A 25090-nucleotide genomic window follows, 5' to 3' on the forward strand; every position below is an offset into this window, starting at 1 on the left:
CAGTCCGAAACCCGCGAAGGACGATTTGATTGTCCGCCTGCAATCAGGCGAGTTTCAGGCTTTTTCCCGGCGTCATCCGAAACCTGTGCGGATTGCGAGAAGACTTGCCCGAAAAGCGGAAGCCGGCCCCGATGGTCGAGACCGGCTTCCTGTCATTCCGAAAGACGGGCTCTCGGATCAGAACGTGATGGTCGGGACGGCCGTGTTCAGCTCGGTCTCGATGTTTTCGGCCATCTGCTCGGCACCGTTCGAAACGGAGGTGAGAACGGCGATGCCGAGGCCAACGATGGCGGCGGTCAGCACGACCCAGTCAACAGTAACCGCACCATCTTCGTCGCGGATGAAGGCGTTCATGAAGTTTTGCATTTCTAGTCCCTCCTCAGGGGTTTCACTCAGTTGCGATATCCAGCGGATCAACTCGGACCGGCCTCTTCTTGGTCCGATCCCCGCTTTGGATGTACTTTTTATCGACTTTGAATCGGGCGGGATTTGGGCCTGTTTCGATCATTTTCAAAGCGCTGGCGTTTTTTGTGAACTTTTTCCTAAAGAACTGATTTTTATAGATAAATAAATGAATGGGGGTTTTTGACCCGCGGCAATTGTTACGCGTCAGTGTTCAAAGCGCCCCACTGGGCTTTATTATCCGCGACCCACTGGTCAATGCGGTTCGCGTGTGGATAAATTCTCCAAAAAGCACAGAGGCATGTTTCATGGTTTTCCTGGATATGCGCCGCCTGGCGCTCGCATTCAGCTGTCTGGCGTCTCTCGGGGTGGAGGCCTCCGCCGTTCAGGCGCAGGGCACCGACAGACTTCAGCCTGATTTCACGTTCCGCCGGGTCGGCGTGCCTTCCGGTGACACAGGCAACAGAATCACCGTTCAGATCGATCCCACCGCGCCCAGTGCCACCGCAGCTCCCGCAGCCCCCCAACCCCCGGCAGTGGCCGGGCCGGGTGAGGGGGGCGCAACTCCCGCGTCCAGCGGGTTCGAATGGTTCTGGGCCGCGATCTCCCCCCGGATCGAGGATTCGGGCCCCGGCCGGCTTGAGCCCGCGCTTCTGGCGCTGTCTGCGGCGCCGCAGGGGCAGGCCGCGCCCGTGCCCCGCATTCAGACCTTGCAGGAGGTCGCGCAAAGCCATGGCCGCGATATACTGGCCGCCACAATCGGCACCCGCGTATCGCCGGCCTTGGTTCTGGCGGTCATTTCAGTCGAAAGCGCGGGGCGCATCGATGTGGTCAGTTCCGCCGGTGCGCAGGGCCTGATGCAGCTGATGCCCGCGACCGCCGAACGCTTTGGCGTCACCGACAGCCTTGTGGCGGCCGAGAATATCCGCGGCGGCGTGGCCTATCTCGACTGGCTTCTGGGCCATTTCGATGGCGATCCGGTTCTGGCGCTCGCAGGCTATAACGCGGGCGAGGGGGCCGTGCGCGACAATCTGGGCGTGCCGCCCTATCCGGAAACGCGCGGCTACGTGCCCAAGGTCCTTGCCGCCTGGACGGTCGCACGCGGCCTGTGCCAGACCCCGCCCGAGTTGATCTCGGACGGTTGTGTCTTTGCGGTGAACAACCTCTGACGGATCAGTCGTCGGCCTTCTTGGCGGCCGACTTCTTCGCAGGGGTCTTTTTCGCAGCCGTCTTCTTTGCCGCGGGCTTCTTGGCGGCTGCCTTCTTTGCTGGGGCCTTCTTTCGGCCCTTGCCCGACTTCGCGGCCCGTTCGTTGACCAGCTCCACCGCCATCTCGAAGGTCAGCGCTTCGGGCTCGACCTCCTTGGGGATGGTCGCGTTCACCTTCTCCCATTTGACGTAGGGCCCATAGCGGCCGGGCATGACGCTCATCGCGCCGCCATCGGGGTGATCGCCCAGTTCCTTGATCGGCTGGGCCGGTGTCCGGCCCCGTCCGCGCGACGCGGCTTTCTGTGCCAACAACTCCACCGCGCGGTTCATGCCCACGGTCCAGACCTCGTCGATCCCCTCGAGATTGGCATTCAGCCCGCCCTTGTGGGAAATCGTCTCCGCATGTTTGAGGTAGGGGCCATAGCGCCCGATATTGGCCCAGATCATCACCCCGTCATCCGGGTGCGTGCCCACCTCGCGCGGCAGCGCCAGAAGCTTCAGCGCCTGTTCCAGCGTCAGCTCTGCCGGTGGCCAGTCCTTGGGAATCGACTGGCGTGGCGGCTTCTTGTTGTCGTCCGTCACCTCGCCGCGCTGGACGTAAGGCCCGAAGCGGCCGTTGAAGGCGTAAATCTTGTCGCCCTGATCCTCGCCCAGAAGCTTGCCCTCGGGCGGGATCGCGCCATCGCCGGCGTTTTCATCCATGCCGGGGGGGCCGAAGGGCCGGGTGTAGCGACATTCGGGATAGTTCGAACAGCCGATGAAGGCGCCGCCCGACCGGGCGGTGCGCATCGACAGCCGGCCCTGTCCGCAATTGGGGCAGAGCCGGGGGTCTGTCCCGTCCTCGTTCGGCGGGAACAGGTGCGGCGCGAGAACCTCGTTGATCTTTTCTAGAACCTCGGTGATCCGCAGTTCCGACGTCTCCGCAATCGCGGCGGAGAAATCGCGCCAGAACCGGCGCAGAAGGTCCTTGTAATCCGCCTCGCCCGCGCTGACCCGGTCGAGATCCTCCTCCAGATCGGCGGTAAAGTCGTAATCGACATAGCGACGGAAGTAATTCGACAGGAACGCGATCACCAGCCGGCCCTTGTCCTTCGGGATCAGGCGGCCCTTGTCCTTTTCGACATATTCACGATCCTGGATCGTCGTGACGATCGAGGCATAAGTCGACGGGCGGCCGATCCCCAGCTCTTCCATCCGCTTGACCAGCGTTGCCTCGGTGTAGCGGGGCGGCGGCTGGGTGAAATGCTGCTCCGGCGTGACCTCGCGCTTTTCGGCGGCCTCTCCTTCGGCGATCTGGGGCAGGCGCTTGTCGTCGTCATCGACGACGGCATCGTCGCGGCCCTCTTCGTAGATGGCGATGAACCCTTCGAACAGGATCACCTGACCCGTGGCCCGCAGGCCGACCTGTTCGTCGGCGCTTCCGATCTCGACGGTGGTGCGTTCCAGCCGGACGGCCTCCATCTGGCTGGCAAGGGTGCGCTTGTAGATCAGGTCATAAAGCTTGCGCTGATCGGCATCGGCGATCTTGGCCTTCGCCGGGTCGAGCGCCATGTCCGTGGGCCGGATGCATTCATGCGCCTCTTGGGCGTTCTTGGCCTTGTTCTTGTACATGCGGGGGCTGGCCGGCACGTAGTCGGTGCCGAACTTCGCCTTGATGGCATCCCGGGCCGCATGCACGGCCTCGGGGGCCATGTCGATCCCGTCGGTCCGCATATAGGTGATCAGCCCCGCCTCGTAGAGCCGCTGCGCCACGCTCATGGTCTGGCGCGCCCCGAAGGAGAACTTGCGGCTTGCCTCCTGCTGAAGCGTCGATGTCATGAAGGGCGGCGCGGGGTTGCGGGTGCCGGGCTTGGCCTCGACCGACTTGATCACCAGATCGCGCGAGGTGATCGCCTGCACCGCCATCTCGGCCGCGGTCTGGTCGGCGATATCGAACCGGTCGAGCTTTTTCCCGGCCAGCGTCGTCAGGCGCGCGGAATAGGTCTGGCCGCGCGGCGTCGCGAGAAGCGCGCCCACCGACCAGTATTCGCGCGCACGGAACGCTTCGATTTCCATCTCGCGCTCGACGATCAGCCGCAGGCAGACCGATTGCACCCGGCCCGCGGATTTCGCGCCCGGAAGCTTGCGCCACAGAACGGGGCTGAGGTTGAAGCCCACAAGGTAATCCAGCGCGCGGCGCGCCAGATAGGCTTCGACGAGGTCGCCATCGACCTGACGTGGCGCGCCCATCGCCTCGGTCACCGCGGATTTCGTGATCGCGTTGAAGACGACGCGGCTGACCGGCGTGTCCTTCTTGAGTGCCTTGCGCTTCAACAGGGCCTCGGTCAGGTGCCAGCTGATCGCCTCGCCCTCGCGGTCGGGGTCGGTGGCGAGGATCAGTTCGGGATCGTCCTTCAGCGCATCGGCGATCGCCTTGAGATGTTTCTTGCTGTCATTGGCGACCTCCCAGCTCATGTCGAAATCCGCATCGGGATCGACTGAACCGTCCTTGGGCGGCAGGTCGCGCACATGACCATAGGAGGCGAGAACCGTGTAATCGGGCCCCAGATACTTGTTGATTGTCTTCGCCTTTGCAGGAGATTCGACGACGACGACGGGCATAGGCACCTCTGACTGAACGGATCACGGCAGCGGGCCTAGATGTGCGGGCAAGTGCGGGAATGTCAATGCGGGCTTCCCTTGCCGGATGGCTCCGATCCGGCACAGCCCTAAAGGGCTGAAAAATTCAGGTGCAATTTCAGACCTCCCGGGACAGCAGTCCTGCCGCATCGCGCCGGATGCGACCATCGAGTTCCAGATCGACCAGTGCCGGGGCAATCTCGCGGGGTGGGGTGGCAAGGTCCCGGATCAGCTCATCCTCCGAGATCGGGCCGGCCCCGATCCGTGAAAGGATCCTGTCGTGAAGCGCCGCGACCTGCCGCAAGGGCTGCGCAGGCGGGTGCGGTGCGGGCCTGTCGTCGGGGATGCCTTCGGGCACAAACAGGTTTGGCTGTCGCTGCACCAAGGGGGCCACCACGGCAGGGCCGGTCACATCAAGGATGTCCTCGGCCGAGCGGATCAGGGTCGCCCCGTCGCGGATCAGGATGTTGCAGCCCGAGGCCCGACCCTCGAACGGGTGGCCGGGCACGGCCATCACCTCCCGCCCCTGATCGAGCGCGCATCGTGCGGTGATCAGGCTGCCGGATTTCGCCGCGGCTTCGACGACGACGACGGCCCGCGCGACTCCCGAGACGATCCTGTTGCGCATCGGGAAATGCCGCGCCAGCGGCTGAAGCCCCATCGGCTGTTCTGACAGGACGAGCCCGTCCTGTTTGATCCGCGCGGCCAGATCGGCGTTTTCCTGAGGGTAGATGACGTCCACGCCGCCTGCCATCACGGCGATTGTCCCGCCTTTCAGGGCCGCGTCGTGCGCCACGGCATCAATGCCCCGCGCAAGCCCCGAGACGACGACGAAACCCGCCTCGGACAGATCGGCCGCCAGCCGCCGCGCCATGCGCGTTCCGGCCGAGGATGCGGTGCGCGAACCGACGATCGCGATCATCGGCCGGCAGAGCAGATCGGAGTCGCCGCTGATCCACAGGATCGGCGGTGCATCCTCGACCCCTGTCAGAAGTGCGGGGTAATCCGGCTCTCCGTGAAAGACGGCGCGCGCCCCGGATCGGCGCGCGGCCTTCATCTCGGCCGCGACTACGCCTTCGGGGCAGGGCGCGTAATCCTCGACCCCGGCCGCCCGCGCGATCTCGGGCAGCGCGTCAAGCGCGGCCGCAGCACTGCCGAACTGGTCCAGAAGCCGCCAGAAGGTGGCCACACCGACCCGGCGGGAGCGTAACAGGCGAAGCAAGAGAAACCGGTCATCTTCCGTGGTGGGTGGGAGTGGGGGGTGAGCGGAAGAAGTTGGGTCCCCGGCCATTCTGTGCCTCGTCCTGTTACCCACACAGGATTAGGCGGCCAAGGTTAATGGCGTGTAAACGCAATCACGCTTTGTTCCTCACCAATTCGGGGGAGGCGGCGCTCAGGTCTGCGCGCCGCCGATGGTCAACCCGCCGATCAGCAGGCTTGGCTGGCCCACGCCCACCGGCACCCATTGCCCGGCCTTGCCGCAGTTCCCGATACCCGGGTCCAGCGCCATGTCGTTGCCGATGGCGCGGATCTGTTGCAGTGCGGTTGCCCCGTCGCCGATCAGCGTCGCGCCCTTGACCGGTGCCCCGCGCTTGCCGTCCTTCACCCGGTAGGCTTCGGTGCAGGAAAACACGAACTTTCCGCTCGTGATATCCACCTGACCGCCACCGAATCCCACGGCATGAATGCCGTCGCGCAGCTCACCGATCATGTCATCCGGCGCAGCGTCTCCGCCCAGCATGTAGGTGTTCGTCATGCGGGGCATCGGAATGTGGGCAAAGCTTTCGCGCCGCCCGTTGCCCGTGGGCTCGACCCCCATCAGCCGGGCGTTCTGCCTGTCCTGCATGTAGCCGACAAGGATGCCATCCTCGATCAGGACGTTCCTGCCCGAGGGTGTGCCCTCGTCATCGATCGTCAGGGATCCGCGCCGGTCGGGGATGGTGCCGTCATCGAGAACCGTCACGCCACGTGCAGCCACTTGTTGGCCCATCAGCCCGGCAAAGGCCGAGCTGCCCTTGCGGTTGAAATCGCCCTCCAGCCCGTGGCCCACGGCCTCGTGCAAAAGGATGCCCGGCCAGCCCGGGCCAAGCACCACGTCCATCACGCCCGCCGGCGCGGCTTCGGCGCCCAGATTGACCGTCGCGATCCGCAGCGCCTCACGCACCGCGCCTTCCCAATGCGTGTGGCTGATCAGCCCGTCGAGACCGTGCCGCCCGCCAGCCCCCGCGCCGCCGCTTTCGCGCCGGCCGTTTTCCTCCACGATGACGCTGACGTTCAGCCGGGCCATGGGTCGGATGTCCGAGACAAGCCGGCCGTCGGGGCGCAGAATCACCACCTCCTGGTAGACGGCCGACAGCGTCGCCGAGACCTGCACCACCCGCGGGTCCAGATCGCGGGCGAAGGCGTCGATCTCGCGCAGTGTGTCGACCTTGACGGCAAAGGGCGTCTGCTCGACCGGGTCGACGTCGGCATAAAGCGCGGTATTCGTGCCCTTGGGCCCGTCGGCCAGCGTACCGCCGCCAGCACCCACCGCAAGGCGCGCCGTTTCGGCCGCGCGGCGCAGGGCGTGTTCGTCGATCGTGGTGGAATGGGCATAGCCCGCCGTCTCGCCGCGCACGGCACGCAGGCCGAATCCTTCGGAGGCGTCATAGCTGGCGGTGCGGAGCCGCCCGTCATCGAAGGACGTCACCTCCGACCGGCGCCGTTCTAGGAACAGTTCGCCATCGTCGGCCCCTGCCACGGCCTCGCGCAGGATGGACAGCGCGGTGTCCTGATCGAGGTTGGTTTCAAACGGGCGAAAGGGGTCTTGGGACATGCAATCCTCCGGGGCATAATGGCGCGCAGAACCCGCCGCGCGCCGCGTCATTAGGCCAAAGGAGACGCTTTGCCGCAACAGGCCTTCTTGTGATGTGCCTCGGGTTGTGGGTATAGACGCCCGAGACGACAGGATTCCCATGCAAATGGGGTCCGGCTAGCCAGAGACAAGGGAACGAGAATGCAACTGTTCAGAACAATCCGGACGCTGGGCACCGGGCTGGCTGCCGCAATGACGGCGCAGACCGTATCGGCGCAGACCGCGATCGACGACCTCGAGGTCGTTGGTGCACCGCATTTGGGCGGCATCGGGTTTCAGCCCGCCGCAACCGAGCTTGCACGCGATCTGCAGTGGCTCGATGGCATGCTTCTCGTGATCATCACGATCATCTCGCTCTTCGTCGTGGGCCTGCTGGCCTACGTGATCCTGCGCTACAACAGCCGCGCGAACCCGAATCCCGCGTCATTCACGCACAATTCCCCGCTTGAGGTTGCGTGGACGATCATTCCGATCGTGATCCTCGTATTCATCGGGGCCTTTTCGCTGCCTGTGCTGTTCAAGCAGCAGGAAATCCCCGAGGCCGATATCAATATCAAGGTCACCGGGTACCAGTGGTACTGGGGCTATGAATATGTCGACGATGGCGTCGCCTTCGAAAGCTTCATGTTGGCCGAGGACGAGCTTGCCGATTTCGGCTATGACGAAAGCCTCTACCTGCTGGCCACCGATACGGCCGTTGTCGTGCCCGTGGGCGCCACGGTCGTGATGCAGGTCACGGCCGCCGACGTGATCCATTCCTGGACGATCCCCGCCTTCGGTGTGAAGCAGGACGCCGTTCCCGGACGCCTTGCCCAACTGTGGTTCGCGGCCGAGCGTGAGGGCGTCTATTTCGGCCAGTGCTCCGAGCTTTGCGGTCAGGCGCACGCCTATATGCCGATCACCGTCAAAGTCGTGAGCCAGGAAGAATACGACAAGTGGCTTGCTTCCGCGCAGGAAGAATTCGGGGTCTGATCCCCCTGAGCGGGGCGCGGTATCGGCTGCGCCCCGTCTCCCCCGCCCCCAGATGACCGCCAGAACAGACGGACAGCCATGACAGATGCCAGCGTGACAGACGTCGCCCATAACGGAGCCCAGACCAACGAGGCAGGCTTTGGCGATTATTTCGCGCTGCTCAAGCCGCGGGTCATGTCGCTTGTCGTGTTCACCGCGCTGGTGGGCCTCGTCGTGGCGCCGGTCGGCATTCATCCCTTTATCGGCTTTGTCGCGATCCTGTGCATCGCGGTCGGGGCCGGCGCGTCAGGCGCGCTGAACATGTGGTGGGATGCCGATATTGACAGCGTGATGAAGCGCACGTCCCGCCGCCCGATCCCTGCCGGCAAGGTTGAGCCAAGCGAGGCGCTGGGCATCGGGCTGGCGCTGTCTGGCTTTTCGGTGATCCTGCTGTTTCTCGCGACAAACCTGCTGGCCGCCGCGCTTCTGGCTTTCACCATATTCTTCTACGCGGTGATCTATTCCATGTGGCTCAAGCGGGCCACGCCGCAGAACATCGTGATCGGTGGCGCTGCGGGCGCCTTTCCCCCGATGATCGGCTGGGCCGTCGCCACCGGCGGCGTGTCCATCGAATCGGCCCTGATGTTCGCACTGATCTTCATGTGGACGCCGCCGCACTTCTGGGCGCTGGCATTGTTCGTGCGGTCCGATTACGGCGATGCGGGCGTGCCGATGCTGACCGAAACCCACGGCCGGCCCATCACGCGCAACCACATTCTGGTCTACACGCTGTTCCTTGTTCCGGTGGCGCTGGGGCTTGGCTTCACCTCGATCGGCGGGCCGGTCTATCTTGCCGCGGCCTTCGTGCTGAACCTGCGGTTCTTCTATGGTGCATGGCTCGTCTGGCTTCGTGATGACGCCGCTGCCGAGGCCGACAATTACGCGACCGAGAAGTGGCTGTTCCGCATCTCGCTTAGCTACCTGTTCCTGCATTTCGGCCTCCTTCTGGTCGAGGCCGCGCTCCATTCGCTTGGCTGGAGTATCTGGTGATGGCGATCAAGGTCGAACATGAGCTGCACAGCCGCCGAAAGGGTCGCAACCTCGGCGTGGGTCTTGTCCTGGTCGGGCTGGTCGGGATCGTTTTCGGCCTGACAGTGGTTAAGGTCCTCAACCTCGAGAATATCGCCCAGTTCGAACGCTTCGATCATGTGGCCAGACCGCAGCTTGAACCCAGCGCATCGGAGGGCACGCAATGAAACTGTTTCCCCGCCTGCAGGGGCCGCAACGCACCGCCACGCAGGCCGTATCGGTCGTGATCATCATGGGATCGCTCGCCTGGGCGTCGGTCCCGTTCTACGACTGGTTCTGCCGCGTGACGGGGTTCGGCGGCGCGACGGATGTCGCCGATCAGGGCAGCGATGTGATCCTCGATCAGACGATCACCGTTCGCTTCGACGGGTCGCTGGAACGCGACATGCCGTGGACCTTCAAGCCCATGCAGCGCGAGATGGAAATCCGCATCGGCGAGACGGGTCTCGCCTTCTACGAGGCGCACAACCCCACCGATCAGCCGATCGCGGGACAGGCGGCCTATAACGTCACGCCCTACGAGGCGGGCGGCTTCTTCGACAAGATCGAGTGTTTCTGCTTCGTCGAACAGGTGCTCATGCCCGGCGAGACGATGCAGATGCCGGTCAGCTTTTTCGTCCATCCCGACATCGTTGATGATCGCGAAGGTCAATACGTCCACACCATCACGCTGGGCTACACTTTCTATCAGATCGACCTGCCCGAGGATTTCGAAGGCGCCGAGACTCAGGCCGCCCTCGATCTGCCCGCCGGTTTGACAGATGGCATCGGCCCGGACATAGAACAGAATTAACGACAGCCGGCCCCGCAGGGCCGGACCTAGCCTCAGGGAACGACCGCAATGGCCCATGAAAAGAACCACGACTATCACATTCTGAACCCCTCCATCTGGCCGTTTGTTGGCGCTGTCGGGGCCTTCCTGATGCTGTACGGCGCCGTCCTCTGGATGCACGGCAGCGCGCCCTACCTGTTCCTGATCGGCCTCGTAGCGGTCCTTTACACGATGTACGCCTGGTGGGCCGAGGTCGTGACCGAAGGCCAGCAGGGCGATCACACGCCCGTCGTTCGGATCGGCCTGCGCTATGGCTTCATCATGTTCATCATGTCCGAGGTCATGTTCTTTGCCGCGTGGTTCTGGTCCTTCTTCAAACATGCGCTCTACCCCATGGGCCCCGAAAGCCCGATCGTCGACGGCCAGTGGCCGCCTGCGGGCATCGAGACGTTTGATCCCTGGCACCTGCCGCTGATCAACACGCTGATCCTGCTGTGTTCGGGTGCCGCGGCGACCTGGGCGCACCACGCGCTGGTGCACGAGAACAACCGCAATGACCTCAAGAACGGTCTGATCCTCGCCATCGCGCTTGGCCTGCTGTTCACGGCCTTCCAGATATACGAATACACCCACGCCTCCTTCGGCTTTGCCGGGAACATCTATGGCGCCAACTTCTTTATGGCGACGGGCTTTCACGGCTTCCACGTGGTGATCGGCACGATCTTCCTCGCGGTCTGCCTGCTGCGCGTCTATCGCGGCCACTTCACGCAGGAGCAGCATGTCGGCTTCGAGGCCGCGGCCTGGTATTGGCACTTCGTGGACGTGGTCTGGCTCTTCCTGTTCTTCTCGATCTACGTCTGGGGCGGCTGACACCTGCCGGCGGGGCCCGCCCTGCCAGTCCGAAATTTCCTGAAACGCGCGAGGGCACCCTCGCGCGTTTCGTCCGTCCTCAAGGGGGGGCAATGCGCCGTCTGATTTTTCCCATCGTCCTTGGCCTTGTCGGTGTTGCGATCCTCGTGTCGCTCGGCAATTGGCAAATGCGGCGCCTCGCGTGGAAAGAGGGGATCCTCGCCGAGATCGACGCACGCATGGCCTCGGCCCCGGCCGATCTGCCCTTTGCCGATCTGACCGAAGAGACCCATGAATACCTGCCCGTCGCTATCACCGGCGCCTTCACCGGCGAGACGATCTATGTCCTGATCTCCCTTGACGGTGAGGGCCCCGGCTACCGTGTGATTGAGGCGTTCGAGACCGCGGGCGGCGACCGCATCCTTGCCGATCGCGGCTTCCTGCCCGACGAATCTCGCGGCGCTGACCTCTCGCCCGCGCCCGGCACATGGGAGGGCAACCTCTCATGGCCGAACGAGGTCGACGGCTTCACGCCAGACCCCGAGGGCAATCTGTGGTTCGCCCGCGACCTGCCCGCCATGGCCGAGGCGCTGGGAACGCTGCCGGTGCTGGCCGTGCTGTCGGAGCAAACAGACCCGCAATTGACGCCGATGCCTATCGACACCGGCGGCATTCCCAACGATCACAGGGAATACGCGATTACCTGGTATCTTCTCGCATTGGTCTGGGCCGTCATGAGCGGCTATTACGGCTGGCGGGTTCTGCGCAGGAAGGACTGACACGATGCGCTATATCTCGACCCGGGGCCGCGCGCCCGATCTCAGCTTCGAAGAGGCGATGCTGCGCGGGCTGGCCCCCGATGGCGGGCTCTATGTCCCCGACACCGTCCCGCAGATGTCGGCTGACGAGATCGCGGCCCTCGCGGGCCTGAGCTATGAAGAAGCGGCCTTTCGGGTGATGCGCCCCTTCGTGGGCGACGCCTTCGATGACGCGACGCTGCGCCAGTTGATCGAGACCGCCTATGCGAGCTTTGGCCATGATGCACGCGCGCCGCTCGTGCAGCTGGGGCCGAACCATTTCCTGCTGGAATTGTTCCACGGCCCGACGCTCGCGTTCAAGGATTTCGCGATGCAGCTGATCGGCCAGATGTTTCAGGCCTCGCTCGCGCGGTCCGGTGACCGGATCACCATCGTGGGCGCCACCTCGGGCGACACCGGATCTGCCGCGATCGAGGCGTTTCGTGGCCTGTCGAATGTGGATGTCTTCATCCTTTATCCCCATGGCCGGGTGTCGGAGGTGCAGCGCCGCCAGATGACGACGCCTGTCGAAGACAATGTGCACGCCCTCGCGCTGGATGGTGATTTCGATGATTGTCAGGCCGCGCTGAAAGACATGTTCAACGACCACGCCTTCCGCGACGAGGTCGGGCTGACGGCTGTCAATTCGATCAATTGGGCGAGGGTTCTGGCGCAGGTCGTCTATTTCTTCACCTCCGCGGTCAGCCTTGGCGCGCCTCACCGCGAGGTCAGCTTTACCGTGCCCACAGGCAATTTCGGCGATATCTTCGCAGGCTATATCGCCAAACGGATGGGCCTTCCGATTGCCGATCTGGTGATCGCCACGAACCAGAACGACATCCTGCACCGGACGCTCGTCACCGGCGAACAGGTCAAGACCAGCGTGACCCCCTCGATCAGCCCCTCGATGGATATTCAGGTCTCGTCGAATTTCGAACGCGTCCTGTTCGATGCCTATGGCCGCGACGGCGCGCTGACGGCCAGCCAGATGGCTGACCTCAAGGACAAGGGCGGCTTTTCGGTGGGGCAGGGTGCGCTGGAGTTCCTGCGCGAACATTTCCGCTCGGGCCGCGCCTCCGAAGAGGAGACGAGTGCGACCATCACCGGCGCGCTGGCCAGCACGGGCGAACTTCTCTGCCCGCATTCCGCCGTCGGCGTCCATGTGGCCGAGGCGCATCTGGGGGCCGTGCCAATGATCACGCTGGCCACCGCACATCCGGCGAAATTCCCCGACGCGGTCGAGGCGGCATCGGGCATTCGTCCGCCCCTTCCCTCTGCCATGTCGGATCTGTATGAGCGACCCGAACGGGTCACCCAGGTGCCCAACGCCCTTGCCGACCTTCAGAAACTTGTCAGGGATCGAAGATCACATTGACCGTCCAGACCCACACACTCAGCAACGGCCTCCGCATCGTCACCGAGAACATGCCGGGCCTGAAATCCGCCTCCGTCGGTATCTGGATCATGGCGGGCGGGCGCCACGAACGGGTCGAACAGAACGGTATCGCGCATTTCCTCGAACACATGGCCTTCAAGGGCACGACCCGGCGCACCGCGCTGAGGATCGCCGAAGAGATCGAGGATGTGGGCGGCTATATCAACGCCTATACCAGCCGCGAAATGACGGCCTATTACGCCCGCGTTCTGGAAGACGACGTGCCGCTGGCCATCGACGTGATTGCCGATATCCTGCTTGATCCGCTGTTCGAACAGGCCGAGATCGACGTTGAACGCGGCGTGATCCTGCAAGAGATCGGACAGGCGCTCGATACGCCCGATGACATCGTTTTCGACTGGCTGCAGGAAGTGGCCTACCCCGATCAGCCGCTGGGCCGCACCATTCTGGGCCCGACGGAACGGGTGCGCGGCTTCGGCCGCGACGATCTGGCGGGTTTCGTCGGCGAACATTACGGGCCCGACCGGATGATCCTGTCGGCCGCCGGTGCCGTAGATCACGACGCCATCTGCGCACTGGTCGAACGGCTCTTCGGCCATCTCCCCCCGGCCCGCGCCGCCGAGGCGCCGGTACCGGCCCGCTTTGTCGGCGGCGAACGGCGCGAGTTGAAACAGCTTGAACAGGTGCATTTCGCGCTTGCCCTCGAGGGGCCGGATTACCGCGACCCCGCGATCTATACCGCGCAGGTCTTTGCCAATGCGCTGGGTGGCGGCATGTCTTCGCGCCTGTTTCAGGAAATCCGCGAGAACCGGGGCCTGTGCTACACCATCTTTGCGCAGGCCGGCGCCTATGCCGACAGCGGCATGATGACCATCTATGCCGGGACCTCCGCCGAACAGATCGACGAGCTGGCCAACCTGACCATCGACGAGATGCGCCGCAGCGCCGAAGACATGTCCGAAGCGGAGGTCGCCCGCGCGCGGACCCAGATGAAGGCCGGCATGCTCATGGGGCTTGAGAGCCCGTCGAACCGGGCCGAACGGCTGGCGCGAATGCTGTCGATCTGGGGTTATGTCCCCAGCGTCGAGGATACGGTCGAACGGATCGATGCGGTCGGCCTCGAGGATGTCCGCCGCTTCGGTGCGGCGACTGCAACCGGTGCCGGCGCGGCGCTTGCCCTTTACGGGCCGGCCGAGCGGGCACCGACCCTGTCCCGGTTGCGGGACAGGCTTGCCGCGTAATGCTCGGGTCGCGCCGGAAACTCCGGCTCGATACCGAACGGCTCGTCCTGCGGCCCCCCGAACATGGTGACTTCCGCCCTTGGGCGGACTTGCGCCGCGACAGCCGGGCGTTCCTCAAGCCGTGGGAGCCGACATGGGCGGCCGATCACCTCAGCCGCAAAAGCTTTTCCAACCGGGTCTATTGGGCGCAGAAATCGATCGGCAACGGCTCTGCGCTGCCGCTGTTCCTGATCCGGCGCGAGGATGACATGCTTCTGGGTGCGATCACCCTCGACAATATCCGGCGCGGCCCGGCGCAGGCCGGAACGACCGGTTACTGGATCGGCGAGCCTTTCGCCCGGCAGGGCTACATGCGCGAGGCGATTTCGGCGCTTGTACACCATGCCTTTACCGTGCTGGATCTGAGCCGGATCGAGGCCGGTTGCCTGCCCGAGAACACGCCCTCTCGTCGACTGCTGGAATCCTGCGGCTACAAATACGAAGGCGTGGCGCAAAGCTATCTCCAGATCGACGGTCGCTGGCGCAACCACGTCCTTTACGCCAATTTGCGCTACGACCGGCGGGGCCGGACCGAAACAGGCTGACCGGCCACCCCAACAACAGGCTCTGCACAGCGGAAGACGATGGGTCAGAAAGTTCTGGCCCGGGGTGTGCGTCGGACTATTCTCTTTGTCATGTTCAGATTCGCTGCCTTGTTCCTTGCCCTCGGTGTCGCGCTTCCTGCGCAGGCGCAGCTTCGCCAACCAAGCCATTGCATCGCGGTTGCAGAGGGTCCTGAGCGGGTGATGACCGCCTCGTTCCGTGACCCGGTGCCCGAGAATTCGGTGCGCATCCGCTATGTGGATCACGCGATGTTCCTGCTGCAGACCCCGGGCGGACTGTCGGCCATGACGGATTTCACCGGCTGGTTCGGGAACGTGGATTTCATCCCCGATGTCGTCACGATGAACAACGCGCATTCCACACATTGGACTTCTGCCCCCGATCCGGCGATTCCTCATGTTCTGGAAGGATGGACCCGGGACGGACAAGCGGCCGAGCATTACCTTGATCTGGGCGAGATGCTGGTGCGCAACGTACCCACTGATGTTTTGCCGCGCGGCATGGGGGGCGTCCCCCGCGTCGATGGCAATTCGATCTTCGTCTTCGAGGTGGCTGGCCTCTGCATCGGCCACCTGGGCCACCTGCACCACGAACCGACGCCCGAGGATTACGCGATGCTGGGGCGGATGGATGTGGTGATGGTGGCCGTGGATGGCGGGCTCACCCTCGATATCGGGACGGTCCTGTCGGTGATGGAGCGGCTTCGGTCCAGCGTCGTGATCCCGATGCATTGGTTCGGACGCTCGACACTGGACCTGTTCCTCGTTGGCATGGAAGAGGCGGGCTATGATGTCGAGCGGACGGGGCAGAGCGACCTGACCGTGTCCCTTCGCGATCTGCCCGACAGGCCCACCGTGATGGTGCTGGAGCCGCAGATCCTGACCGAGCCGTGACCTAGCGCCCCCGCACGATCCGGCGCAGTGTTGCATCGCGGTGCAGAACGACATGCGACAGAGCGCCCGCCAAGTGCAGCAGGATCAGCGCGAAAAGGGCCTTCGTGAGAACGGAATGAGCGGTAAAGCCCGCAGTGTCCCAGAATTCGGTTGCGGGCGCGATCGCGGGCAGGGTGATCTGTCCAAAGATCACCGTGGGAATACCCGTGCCCGACGATCCGACCCAGCCCGACAGCGGCACCAGAACCATCAGCAGATACAACAGCCGGTGCGACCAGGCCGCGGCCCTGACCTGCCAGCCCGGGATGCCGGCGCTGATCGCCACGGGCGGCGGGCTGAACCGGTGCCAGGCCAGCCGTATCAGCACCAAAACCAAAAGCGTGATCCCCACGCTCTTGTGCGCGCCATACATCCACAGCGTGTCGAAGCTGGGCTCGATCCGGGCGAGGTAGCTGCCGAAGGCCAAGGCACCAATCAGACCCAGCGCCATCAGCCAGTGAATGCCTCGGCTGACCCAGCCGAAACTGTCGGGACCGTTGCGCGCCGCCATCAGCCCCCCTCGGCGATGGTGGCCGTGATATCAAGCGTGACCGTATCGCCCACGAGGTCGGACCAGCCATCCGCCCCGAATGCCGACCGGCTCAGCGATCCGCTGATCAGGACGGTAAGACGCGACAGATCCCCAGCATCGCTCCCCGGGGCGCGATAGATCTGCGCCGTAATCGTCTCGGGCCGCGTCACGCCGCGCACCGTCAGATCGCCCTCGATCGTGGCTGTTCCTGGGCCCGTCCGGGTGAAGCTGCGGCTGCGAAAGCTGATCAGCGGGTGGGCTGCCGTATCCAGAACCCGTGGGCCACGCATCGCCTCTGTCGCGAAGGGGAACCCGGCCTCCGCCCGCGACGCGTCGACGGCGACCGTGACCCGGGACTGCGACACGTCTTCGAAATCGATCGTCAGGTCCGCCTGGGCGATTTCCATGGTGCCGGTGAAGGTGTCTTCGCCGAACTGCCACGAAAAACCGACCTCCGAGGCCCGTTCGTCAAGGGTATAGTCACGAGGCGCGGCCGAGAGCGCCGGCGCGAGGGCCATGGCGGCCAGAAACAGGATCACACGCATGAACGAACACCTCCTGCTGCAACCATAGACCAGCAAACGGGCGGCCCCCAGACAAGATTGCGTGCGCCCGGCTTGCCGCCATCGCGGCGGCATGGTGTAGAAGGGGCCGGAGGTGCGCCACACATGCTCAATCCCGCGACTGAAGAGACCCTTGCCGCCCTGCGCGCGACCTGCCCCGATCTGGTGATCCGGGAGGAGAGTGCCGCCTATCTCGAAGAACCGCGTGGCCGCTGGGCTGGGAAGGGCATCGTGCTCGCGCCCGGAACCACGGCCGAGGTTGCGCAGATCATGACCTACGCCCATGCCAACCGGATCGGCGTCGTGCCCTATGGCGGGGGCACCGGTCTGGTCGGCGGTCAGATCATGACGGACGGGCCCGCGCCCCTGATCCTGTCGCTTGAGCGGATGAACCGGGTGCGCGAAGTTCATGCCGACGAGAACGTCCTGGTGGCCGACGGAGGCACGATCCTTGCCGATATCCAGAAGGCCGCTGAAGGGGCGGGACGGCTGTTTCCGCTGTCGCTTGCGTCCGAGGGGTCCGCCCGGATCGGGGGGCTTCTGGCCACCAATGCGGGCGGGGTGAACGTGCTGCGCTATGGCAATGCGCGGGCGCAATGCCTCGGGCTGGAAGTGGTCACCGCCGAGGGTGAGGTCTGGTCGGGGCTGAGCCGGCTGAGAAAGGACAACACCGGCTATGACCTGCGCGATCTGTTCATCGGCTCTGAAGGGACGCTGGGCATCATCACCGCGGCCTCGCTGCGCATGATGCCGCGCCCGCGCGAGATGGGCGCTGCGGTCTTTGCCGTGGCCAGCCCCGAGGCCGCGATCCGGCTCTTGTCGCTCGCGCAGGAGCGGCTGGGCGAAACCGTCTCGGCTTTCGAGTTGATGGGGCGGCAGGGCCCGGATTTCCTGAACGAGGTCGGCCCCGAGACGCGGATGCCACTTGATCCGATGCCGGACTGGACGGTCCTGATCGACGTGGGCCTGTCAGGCGAAGGCCGCGCCGAAGAGGCGCTTGCGGCCCTCTTCGAGGCGGCGCTCGAGGCCGGGCTGGTCACCAATGGCGTGCTGGCCAGCTCCGAGGCGCAGAGAGCCGAATTCTGGGCCCTGCGCGAAAATATCCCGGCGGCGAACCGCAGAATCGGCGCGGTCAGTTCCCATGACATTTCGGTGCCGGTGGGCGCGATCCCGGAATTCATCGCGAAGGGCGCGCCTGCGATCGCTGCCATCGGCCAATTCCGGATCAACTGCTTTGGCCACGTGGGCGACGGAAACCTGCACTACAACGTCTTTCCCGTGCCCGGAAAAACCCGCGCCGATCACGAGGGAGACCGCGACGCGATCAAGCGGGCGGTGCACGACCTGACACATTCACTGGGCGGGTCTGTCAGCGCCGAACACGGGATCGGACGGCTCAAGACCGGCGATCTGCGGCGCTATGGCGATCCGGTCAAGCTGGCGCTGATGCGGCGGATCAAGACGGCGCTCGATCCGCATGGCATCCTCAATCCGGGCGCGGTGCTCGATTAGTCGCCCTCGAATTCGCACAGGGCGTGCACCTCCATGCCCAGCGCCTCGAGCCGCTTGCGGCCGCCCAGATCGGGCAGATCGATCACGAAGGCGCAGCCCACCACTTGCGCGCCCAGACGTTCGATCAGCCGGATGCCGGCCTCGGCGGTGCCGCCGGTGGCCAGAAGGTCATCGACCAGCAGGACCTTCTGTCCCGGTGCGAAGGCATCGTCATGGATCTCCATCACGGCCTCGCCATATTCCAGCTGATAGGCCTGTTCGATCGTGGCGCCGGGCAATTTCCCTTTCTTGCGGATGGGAACGAAGCCCACCGAAAGCTGGTGCGCGATCGCACCACCGAGGATGAAGCCCCGCGCCTCGAGACCCGCGACGCAGTCGATCTCTGTCCCCGCATAAGGGTGCAGAAGCTGATCGACCGCGATCCGGAAGCCGCGCGTATCCGAAAACAGCGTCGTGACATCCCGGAACATGATCCCTTCATGCGGGAAATCGGGGATGGTGCGGATGTAATCCTTCACGTTCTTCATTTGGGCTCCGGTGTCATGAATGGGGGTAGTGGCGCAGGATCGCCATCCGGTCCTGCGGGCCGTGCTTGCGCACGAGGTTGCTGTCCTCGGAAAAGACCGAGGTCGTCTCGTAATAGGGATTGCGGATATCGGTCATCAGGCCAAGCGACTGGGTGACCTCTTCCAGCAGGACGGGATAGGCGTTCGACAGCGGGATATCGGCGGCCATGGCGATGGTTGCGTCGGTGATATGCTTGCTGGCGTCCCAGCTGATGTGAACGAGGGCCGCGCCAATCACGAAGCCATCCATTTCGTAGTTTCCTGTTCCGCTGATCGGCTCGCCCTCGCGAGAGGAAATAAGGTGGATCGTGATATCCTGCCGCTCGGGATCGTCCTCGGCGATCAGGTGAAGATCGGCGCCGATCCGGTTGATCGAGCCGATGGCAAGACCAAGCCCATAGTATAGCTGGTCGCGCAGCACCGCCGGGTAGCCGCTCGACACCGGCGCGAAACCGATGCGCAGGGCTTGTGCGGCCTCGGGTGCCCAGCGGACGAAATCCTCGCGGCAGGGTTTGCCCGGCGGGGCACGGCACGCCACGAGCCTGTAGAAATCGTCGTCGGATAGCGGCCCGTCGCAGGCCACGAAATCCGCGTCCTGTGCAAAGGCGGCCGGGGCAGAAAGGCACGCCAGAAGGGCTGCGATCCGCGCAGGCCTCATCCCAGGATGCGCCCCGCCACGGCATCGAGCCGGGCCATGACGTCAGGGTCACGCTTGTCCGGGGCAGTCAGAACCGCATGATCGAGCGCATGATCGCAACCATGCGGGCAGGCGGCGCGCGGGCCTGCCAGCCGTTCGGGCATTCCCGCCACGCTGCGCCGCGCGGCATCGGAATTGGCGCCCAGCGTCGCGATGATCTCGGCGATATCCACCGATCCGTGATCGGGATGCCAGCTGTCGTAATCGGTGATCATGGCCACCGAGGCATAGCAGAGTTCAGCTTCACGGGCGAGCTTGGCCTCGGGCATGTTGGTCATGCCGATCACGTCGCAGCCCCAGACATCGCGGTAGAGCCGGCTTTCGGCCTTGGTCGAGAATTGCGGCCCCTCCATCGCGAGGTAGGTGCCGCCCTCATGAACGGTGACACCCGCCGCACGGGCGGCGTCCCGGGCGAGGGCGGCGAGGCGGGGGCAAACCGGGTCGGCCACGCTGACATGGGCGGTGAAACCGGTGCCGAAAAAGCTCTTCTCCCGGGCGAAGGTCCGGTCGATGAACTGATCGACGATGACGAAATCGCCCGGTGCCAGCTCCTCCCGGAAGGACCCGCAGGCAGAGACCGACAAGACATCCGTCACGCCCAGCCGCTTGAGCGCATCGATATTGGCGCGGTAGGGCACGGTGGTGGGGGAATGAACGTGGCCGCGTCCGTGCCGGGGCAGGAAGGCCATCTTCAGGCCATTGAGCGTGCCGGTCAGGATCGCGTCGGAGGGGGCGCCCCAAGGCGTCTCCACTTCGGTCCAGGTGGCGTCTTCGAGGCCCTCGATCTCGTAGAGGCCGGAGCCGCCGATCACGGCGAGCATGGTGGCTGACATTTCATCCTCCGATTGAGCGGACCTTTCGCCCAGATTACGGGAACAGACGCGAATGGGAAGCCGGGTCTCACCTTTTTGCGCCGGTCCGTGCCGGAACCGCTGCAAAGTTGGGCAGCTGGGTCGCGCCGGGGCCGGCAGGCTTGCCATGGCCCGCGGTCGTGCAACGCTTTCACGCATGCAGATCAGTTTGGAGCAGAGGGTGAGGAGGCGTCGGCTCACCTCAAACCCATTGCTTCGCAACGACTTTTCAGAAGATGCGCGGCGTCGTCGCGCGATCAATCGTCAGGGCGTTTGAGGGAAAAAACCTCCGTGATGCGGGCATAATCGCGATAGCCCAACCGGGAAAGCGGCTGGAACGTCGTGATGTCGAAGATGCCGTCCACGATGCAATCGTCCCGCAGGTGCAGGCCTGTCACCTCGCCGAAGACGGCGAAATTCGCCTCGCCCGGCAATTGCACGATCTGTGTCAGCTTGCATTCCAGCGCGCCGGGTGTGCCCGCCACGCGGGGGCAATCGATCGTCCGGCATTGCTCTTTTTCGAGGCCCGCATGAAGGAATTCATCCTCCCCCGCAGGCAGGGAGGCCGAACTGGCATTCATCGCGTCGCGCATCGCGTATTCGACGATATTGACGCAAAAGACGCCGGTTTCCCTGATCTGGGAGACGCTGTCCTTGGTGCCATCACGATCGGGCTTGGCCGAGGTCGAGGAAAACATCACCTGCGGCGGCACATAGGCCACCGCGTTGAAGAAAGAATAGGGCGCGAGGTTATCGCGCCCGTCTGCGCCGCGGGTCGAAATCCAGCCGATGGGCCGTGGCGTGACCATGGCGTTGAACGGGTTGTGTGGCAGGCCATGGCCATCTTCGGGGCGGTAGAACATCAGCAATTTCCCTTGTTTGCCCACGACCTAGCGCCATGATAGGCCGAAGGCCAGAGCGCGGCGGAGGGAAGGGCGTGGCAGGTCTCGTCAGGGAAGTGCCCCAGGATTGGTGGGAGGTCGAGGGGCTGTTCGACCTGTGCTTCGCGCCGGGGCGCGAGGCGCTGTCGTCCTACCGGTTGCGCGACGGGATCGACCCGATTGCCGATCTGTGCCTTGTCATGCGCGACGAGACCGGCGTCATCGGCGGTGCGATCCGCTGCTGGCCGGTCATGATCGGTGGCGAAAAAGCCGTGCTTCTGGGCCCGGTCGCCGTGCACCCCACCCGGCAGGGCGAGGGGCTGGGCGCCTTCCTGATCTACGAAGTGATGGAAAAGGCCCGCGACCTGGACTGGAGCAGGATCATGCTGGTGGGAGACGCCCCCTATTACGGGCGCTTCGGGTTCGAACGGCTGGACGGCGTGGTGATGCCGCCGCCCACGAACCCCGAGCGCGTGCTGGGCGCCGCGCTTGAGCCCGGCGCCTGGGATGGGATACGCGGCGAGGTCATGCGCGTCGAGGATTGAAACCCGGTCCCCCGCCCCCAATCTTAAGAGGGCAGAGGAGTTTGGCGCATGAAGGTGATTGATCCGGACGTGACGGTCCGCCCATTCGATGACGAGGCCCGCGAAAGAGTGGCCGCACTGGCGCGGCGTCAAGCCAAGGCCAATGGCCTGTTGATGCAGGTGATCAATTTCGCCGGCGGTCAGGTCGAGGACGGTCTGAAGTTTCTTCCCAAAGGCACGCGCACCCAGATCGAAACCGCAGCCCGCAAGGCCCTGACCCGCAGCTATGAAATGGCGAGCCGGAGCCGCACGGGCCTGCCGGGCCGGGTTTCCGGCGATCGCGCGCACAAGGTGCTGGGCACGATTTCCGGCGCGATCGGCGGGCTGGGCGGATTGCCAACGGCGCTGGCAGAATTGCCGGTTGCCACGACGCTGATCTTTCGTGCCGTTCTGGAAGTGGCCGAGGCCCATGGCGAAGACCCCTTGAGCGAAGAGACCCGGTTGGAGTGCCTGCGGGTCTTTGGTGCGGGCGGGCCCGGCGCGGGCGATGACGGGGTCGATACCAGTTTCATCGGTGCAAGGCTGACCCTGTCAGGCGCCGCGCTGAATGGCCTGATCTCGCGCGTGGCACCGAAATTCGCAGCCGTCCTGAGCCAGAAACTCGCAACCCAGACGGTGCCCGTTCTGGGCGCGGCGGCGGGGGCGGGCACGAACTATGCCTTCGTCGATTACTACGTCGCCATGGCGCATGTGCATTTCGGCCTGCGGGCGGCGGCACGGGACTATGGCGAAGACAAGGTTCTCGATCATTTCCACAAGGTTCTGGCCGAACGGCGCGTGCCCGTGAACCGCGCCTGATCAGCCTTTCTGCGTCGCCAGCCAGTCCATGAGCGGGCGTCGCACCGATTGGTGGCCGTCGGCGCGGGCGGCATCGATGACAGCACGGACCTCTGTCAGATCGACCCGCCGGAACAGGTGCTTGACCGGGCCAATCGAGGCGGGGCGCATCGACAATGTCCGAAAGCCGAGGGCCGCGAAGGCCAGCGCCTCGACCGGGCGTCCTGCATCCTCGCCACAGAAACTGAGGGGTGTGCCGGCGGCGTCGCATTTTGCGAGGATCTGTTCGAGAAGACCGAGAAAACTTACGTCCAGCGTATCATAGCGGCGTCGGACACGTTCGTTTTCACGGTCTGCGGCGAAGAAGAATTGCTTGAGGTCGTTCCCACCCACCGAGATGAAATCGGCCTCGGCGAAAAAGCTTTCCGGCGCGAAGGCAAGCGAGGGTGTCTCGAGCATGGCGCCCACCTCGTACCGTTCGGGCAGGGGATGGCCAAGAATGCGCTCGCGTTCCAGCGCCTTGTCCCATTCGGCGCGGGCGGCGCGAAATTCGCGCGGCTCGGCGATGAAGGGGAACATGACGGTCAGCGGCCGGCCCGCGGCGGCCCGGATCAGCGCCTGTAGCTGCATCCTGAGAACACCGGGTTTGTCGAGGCCGACGCGGATCGCGCGCCACCCAAGCGCCGGGTTCGGCTCGTCGTTCGGGGCCATGTAGCTCAGCACCTTGTCGGACCCGATATCGAGGGTCCGGAAGGCCACGCGCCTGCCCTTGGCGCTATCCATCACACGGCTGTAAAGGGCCGACAATTCCGATCTCCTGGGCATCTTGTTGCGGACCAGAAACTGCAGTTCGGTCCGGAACAGACCTACGCCTTCTGCGCCCGATGGCTCGAGCGAGGGCAGATCGGCGATCAGCCCGGCATTCATCTGAAGCGAGATGTGTGTGCCGCATTTGCCCTCGGCGGGCAGGTCACGGATCGAGGCATAGCGCTCCATCGCGCGGGCCTGCATCGCGATCTTGTCGCGAAAGGCCGATTTGACGCTGTCTTCTGGGCGCAGGTGAACGATGCCCTGTTCGCCATCCACGAGGATCGTGTCGCCGTTGAGGGCCTCTGTCAGGATAGACTTGGCATGAACCACCAGCGGGATCGCCCAGGCGCGCGCGACGATGGCCGCGTGACTGCCGACCGAGCCCTCTTCGAGCACGACACCCTTTAGTTTCTTGCCATATTCCAGCAATTCGCCCGGCCCGATGTTGCGGGCCACGAGGATCGGATTGTCCGGCATCTCGGCCCCGGTATCTGTGCCCTGGCCCGTGAGAATCCGCAGGAGCCGGTTCGAGATATCGTCAAGGTCATGAAGCCTGTCGCGCAGATAGGGGTCAGTGGCCTTCGACAGACGCGACCGGGCCAGAGACTGCTCTTTCTCGACGGCGGCCTCGGCCGAAAGGCCGCTTTCGACATCGGCCTCCATCCGGCGCATCCAGCTGCGCGAATTCGCGAACATGCGATAGGCTTCGAGGACTTGGGCCTGTTCGCCGGCCATGTTGCCGTTGAGCATTTCGTCGACCGAGATGCGCAGCGTATCGACAGCCTTGCGCAGGCGTTCAAGCTCGGCCTCGGGGTCATCGGAGATCGGGTTGGTGACGACGACCCGGGGCTCGTGCAGATAGACATTGCCCTCGACCGCGCCTTCCTGACCAACGGTTCCGCGGATCATCACCGCCGACGTATGGCGCGCCGAAAGCGCCGCGCCATCGCCCACGAAGGCGCCAAGCTCGGTCATTTCGGCCAGCACCATGGCCACGACCTCGAGCGCATAGACCTCGTCGGCGGTGAAGACGCGTGCCGCCTTGGATTGCACGACCAGAACGCCCATCGATTCGCCAAGCCGCTGAATCGGGATGCCGCAGAAGCTGGAATACCGCTCTTCGCCGGTTTCCGGCATGTAGCGAAACCCGCGCTCGGACGGGGCGTTCGCGGAATTCATCACCTGACCGGTGCGCGCGACGCGGCCGACAAGGCCCTCGCCCAGTCGCAGGCGGGTCTGGTGGACGGCCTCGGGCTGAAGCCCCTCGGTGGCACAAAGCTCCAGCGTATCCTTGTCGCGGAACAGGTAGATCGAGCAGACCTCGGTCTGCATCGACGTGGCGATGATGCCCACGATCCGATCAAGACGGGCCTGACCTGCCCCGCCTTCGGCGAGGGCCGCCCTGAGCCTGCCCAAGAGCTTGCGACTCTCGGTTTCCGTACGATCAGGCATTCTGCTCCCCCGGGATTACCCCTGTGCCGACTGTCCTATAAGGACATGGATTACGCAAGTGGAGCGCCCTTCGGCCACCCGTCGCGGCCATGTGCTGCCATGTCATGGATGAGGCTGTCATGATCTGGCGTGATGCCCTGATCTCCCGGGC

The 25090-nt window shown here is 64.6% G+C and carries 25 protein-coding genes; 14 read left to right on the forward strand and 11 right to left on the reverse strand.

From position 1 onward, the window contains the following. Nucleotides 1-177: 177 nt before the first annotated feature. A complete protein-coding gene (locus EP376_RS13565; protein ID WP_127656135.1) occupies nt 178-366 on the reverse strand; it encodes a Flp family type IVb pilin in 189 nt (62 codons plus the stop codon). A gap of 344 nt (nt 367-710) precedes the next feature. On the opposite strand from EP376_RS13565, the gene EP376_RS13570 reads away from it, so the two are divergent. Next, nucleotides 711-1571 carry a lytic transglycosylase domain-containing protein gene (locus EP376_RS13570; protein ID WP_238928844.1) on the forward strand — a complete coding sequence of 287 codons (861 nt, stop codon included), beginning with the start codon at nt 711-713 and terminating at the stop codon, nt 1569-1571. Nucleotides 1572-1575: 4 nt separating this feature from the next. Here EP376_RS13570 and topA read toward each other — a convergent pair whose 3' ends face one another. From topA to tldD, 3 genes are all read right to left on the reverse strand, one after another. Continuing rightward, nucleotides 1576-4212: a type I DNA topoisomerase gene (topA, locus tag EP376_RS13575; RefSeq protein ID WP_127656136.1), complete on the reverse strand. Its 2637-nt coding sequence runs from the start codon at nt 4210-4212 to the stop codon at nt 1576-1578. Between the two features lie 136 nt (nt 4213-4348). Next, on the reverse strand, nt 4349-5521 hold the full coding sequence (gene dprA / locus EP376_RS13580) for a DNA-processing protein DprA (protein WP_127656137.1): 1173 nt from the start codon (nt 5519-5521) through the stop codon (nt 4349-4351). Nucleotides 5522-5623: 102 nt separating this feature from the next. Continuing rightward, nucleotides 5624-7045, reverse strand: a complete 1422-nt coding sequence (gene tldD / locus EP376_RS13585) for a metalloprotease TldD (RefSeq protein ID WP_127656138.1) — start codon at nt 7043-7045, stop codon at nt 5624-5626. Nucleotides 7046-7225: 180 nt separating this feature from the next. On the opposite strand from tldD, the gene coxB reads away from it, so the two are divergent. The 10 genes from coxB (at nt 7226) to EP376_RS13635 (ending at nt 15675) form a co-directional block, all read left to right on the forward strand. Continuing rightward, nucleotides 7226-8056, forward strand: a complete 831-nt coding sequence (coxB, locus tag EP376_RS13590; RefSeq protein ID WP_127656139.1) for a cytochrome c oxidase subunit II — start codon at nt 7226-7228, stop codon at nt 8054-8056. A gap of 78 nt (nt 8057-8134) precedes the next feature. Further along, a complete protein-coding gene (cyoE, locus tag EP376_RS13595; protein ID WP_127656140.1) occupies nt 8135-9085 on the forward strand; it encodes a heme o synthase in 951 nt (316 codons plus the stop codon). Further along, on the forward strand, nt 9085-9291 hold the full coding sequence (locus EP376_RS13600; RefSeq protein ID WP_127656258.1) for a hypothetical protein: 207 nt from the start codon (nt 9085-9087) through the stop codon (nt 9289-9291). Before cyoE ends, EP376_RS13600 begins: the two co-directional genes overlap by 1 nt. Further along, nucleotides 9288-9917: a cytochrome c oxidase assembly protein gene (locus EP376_RS13605; protein WP_127656141.1), complete on the forward strand. Its 630-nt coding sequence runs from the start codon at nt 9288-9290 to the stop codon at nt 9915-9917. The genes EP376_RS13600 and EP376_RS13605 overlap by 4 nt, the downstream gene beginning before the upstream one ends. Nucleotides 9918-9965: 48 nt before the next feature. Continuing rightward, complete coding sequence (locus EP376_RS13610; RefSeq protein WP_127656142.1) at nt 9966-10766, forward strand: cytochrome c oxidase subunit 3; 801 nt, start codon at nt 9966-9968, stop codon at nt 10764-10766. Between the two features lie 92 nt (nt 10767-10858). Then, nucleotides 10859-11524 carry an SURF1 family protein gene (locus EP376_RS13615; protein WP_127656143.1) on the forward strand — a complete coding sequence of 222 codons (666 nt, stop codon included), beginning with the start codon at nt 10859-10861 and terminating at the stop codon, nt 11522-11524. Nucleotides 11525-11528: 4 nt separating this feature from the next. Further along, the gene (thrC, locus tag EP376_RS13620) at nt 11529-12917 is read left to right on the forward strand and encodes a threonine synthase (protein ID WP_127656144.1); all 1389 of its coding nucleotides are present in this window, start codon (nt 11529-11531) and stop codon (nt 12915-12917) included. Continuing rightward, the gene (locus EP376_RS13625; protein ID WP_127656145.1) at nt 12914-14179 is read left to right on the forward strand and encodes a M16 family metallopeptidase; all 1266 of its coding nucleotides are present in this window, start codon (nt 12914-12916) and stop codon (nt 14177-14179) included. Before thrC ends, EP376_RS13625 begins: the two co-directional genes overlap by 4 nt. Further along, nucleotides 14179-14763, forward strand: a complete 585-nt coding sequence (locus tag EP376_RS13630; RefSeq protein ID WP_127656146.1) for a GNAT family N-acetyltransferase — start codon at nt 14179-14181, stop codon at nt 14761-14763. Before EP376_RS13625 ends, EP376_RS13630 begins: the two co-directional genes overlap by 1 nt. Nucleotides 14764-14853: 90 nt before the next feature. Continuing rightward, nucleotides 14854-15675 carry an MBL fold metallo-hydrolase gene (locus tag EP376_RS13635; RefSeq protein ID WP_127656147.1) on the forward strand — a complete coding sequence of 274 codons (822 nt, stop codon included), beginning with the start codon at nt 14854-14856 and terminating at the stop codon, nt 15673-15675. Nucleotide 15676: 1 nt separating this feature from the next. Here the strand turns inward: EP376_RS13635 and EP376_RS13640 are convergent, their stop codons facing one another. Then, on the reverse strand, nt 15677-16225 hold the full coding sequence (locus EP376_RS13640) for a cytochrome b (protein ID WP_127656148.1): 549 nt from the start codon (nt 16223-16225) through the stop codon (nt 15677-15679). Continuing rightward, nucleotides 16225-16791, reverse strand: a complete 567-nt coding sequence (locus EP376_RS13645; protein ID WP_127656149.1) for a YceI family protein — start codon at nt 16789-16791, stop codon at nt 16225-16227. Before EP376_RS13645 ends, EP376_RS13640 begins: the two co-directional genes overlap by 1 nt. 123 nt (nt 16792-16914) lie before the next feature. On the opposite strand from EP376_RS13645, the gene EP376_RS13650 reads away from it, so the two are divergent. After that, a complete protein-coding gene (locus tag EP376_RS13650) occupies nt 16915-18321 on the forward strand; it encodes an FAD-binding oxidoreductase (protein ID WP_127656150.1) in 1407 nt (468 codons plus the stop codon). On the opposite strand, the gene EP376_RS13655 is transcribed toward EP376_RS13650, so the two are convergent. From EP376_RS13655 to EP376_RS13670, 4 genes are all read right to left on the reverse strand, one after another. After that, entirely contained in the window at nt 18318-18848 is a 531-nt protein-coding gene (locus EP376_RS13655) for an adenine phosphoribosyltransferase (protein WP_127656151.1), read from the reverse strand. The two genes, EP376_RS13650 and EP376_RS13655, sit on opposite strands and share 4 nt — an antisense overlap. Before the next feature lie 13 nt (nt 18849-18861). Continuing rightward, complete coding sequence (locus EP376_RS13660; protein ID WP_127656152.1) at nt 18862-19545, reverse strand: hypothetical protein; 684 nt, start codon at nt 19543-19545, stop codon at nt 18862-18864. After that, the gene (locus tag EP376_RS13665; protein WP_127656153.1) at nt 19542-20417 is read right to left on the reverse strand and encodes an S-methyl-5'-thioadenosine phosphorylase; all 876 of its coding nucleotides are present in this window, start codon (nt 20415-20417) and stop codon (nt 19542-19544) included. Before EP376_RS13665 ends, EP376_RS13660 begins: the two co-directional genes overlap by 4 nt. A 275-nt stretch (nt 20418-20692) precedes the next feature. Beyond that, entirely contained in the window at nt 20693-21298 is a 606-nt protein-coding gene (locus EP376_RS13670; protein ID WP_127656154.1) for a flavin reductase family protein, read from the reverse strand. A 35-nt stretch (nt 21299-21333) separates the two neighbouring features. On the opposite strand from EP376_RS13670, the gene EP376_RS13675 reads away from it, so the two are divergent. Next, nucleotides 21334-21861, forward strand: coding sequence for a GNAT family N-acetyltransferase (locus EP376_RS13675; protein ID WP_127656155.1), 528 nt, complete (start codon nt 21334-21336; stop codon nt 21859-21861). 48 nt (nt 21862-21909) lie between these two features. Beyond that, the gene (locus EP376_RS13680) at nt 21910-22698 is read left to right on the forward strand and encodes an EcsC family protein (RefSeq protein WP_127656156.1); all 789 of its coding nucleotides are present in this window, start codon (nt 21910-21912) and stop codon (nt 22696-22698) included. Here EP376_RS13680 and ptsP read toward each other — a convergent pair whose 3' ends face one another. Continuing rightward, nucleotides 22699-24939: a phosphoenolpyruvate--protein phosphotransferase gene (gene ptsP, locus EP376_RS13685; protein ID WP_127656157.1), complete on the reverse strand. Its 2241-nt coding sequence runs from the start codon at nt 24937-24939 to the stop codon at nt 22699-22701. Between the last annotated feature and the right edge of the window lie 151 nt (nt 24940-25090).

It is taken from the genome of Alexandriicola marinus, assembly GCF_004000435.1.
Taxonomy (GTDB): Bacteria; Pseudomonadota; Alphaproteobacteria; order Rhodobacterales; family Rhodobacteraceae; genus Alexandriicola; species Alexandriicola marinus.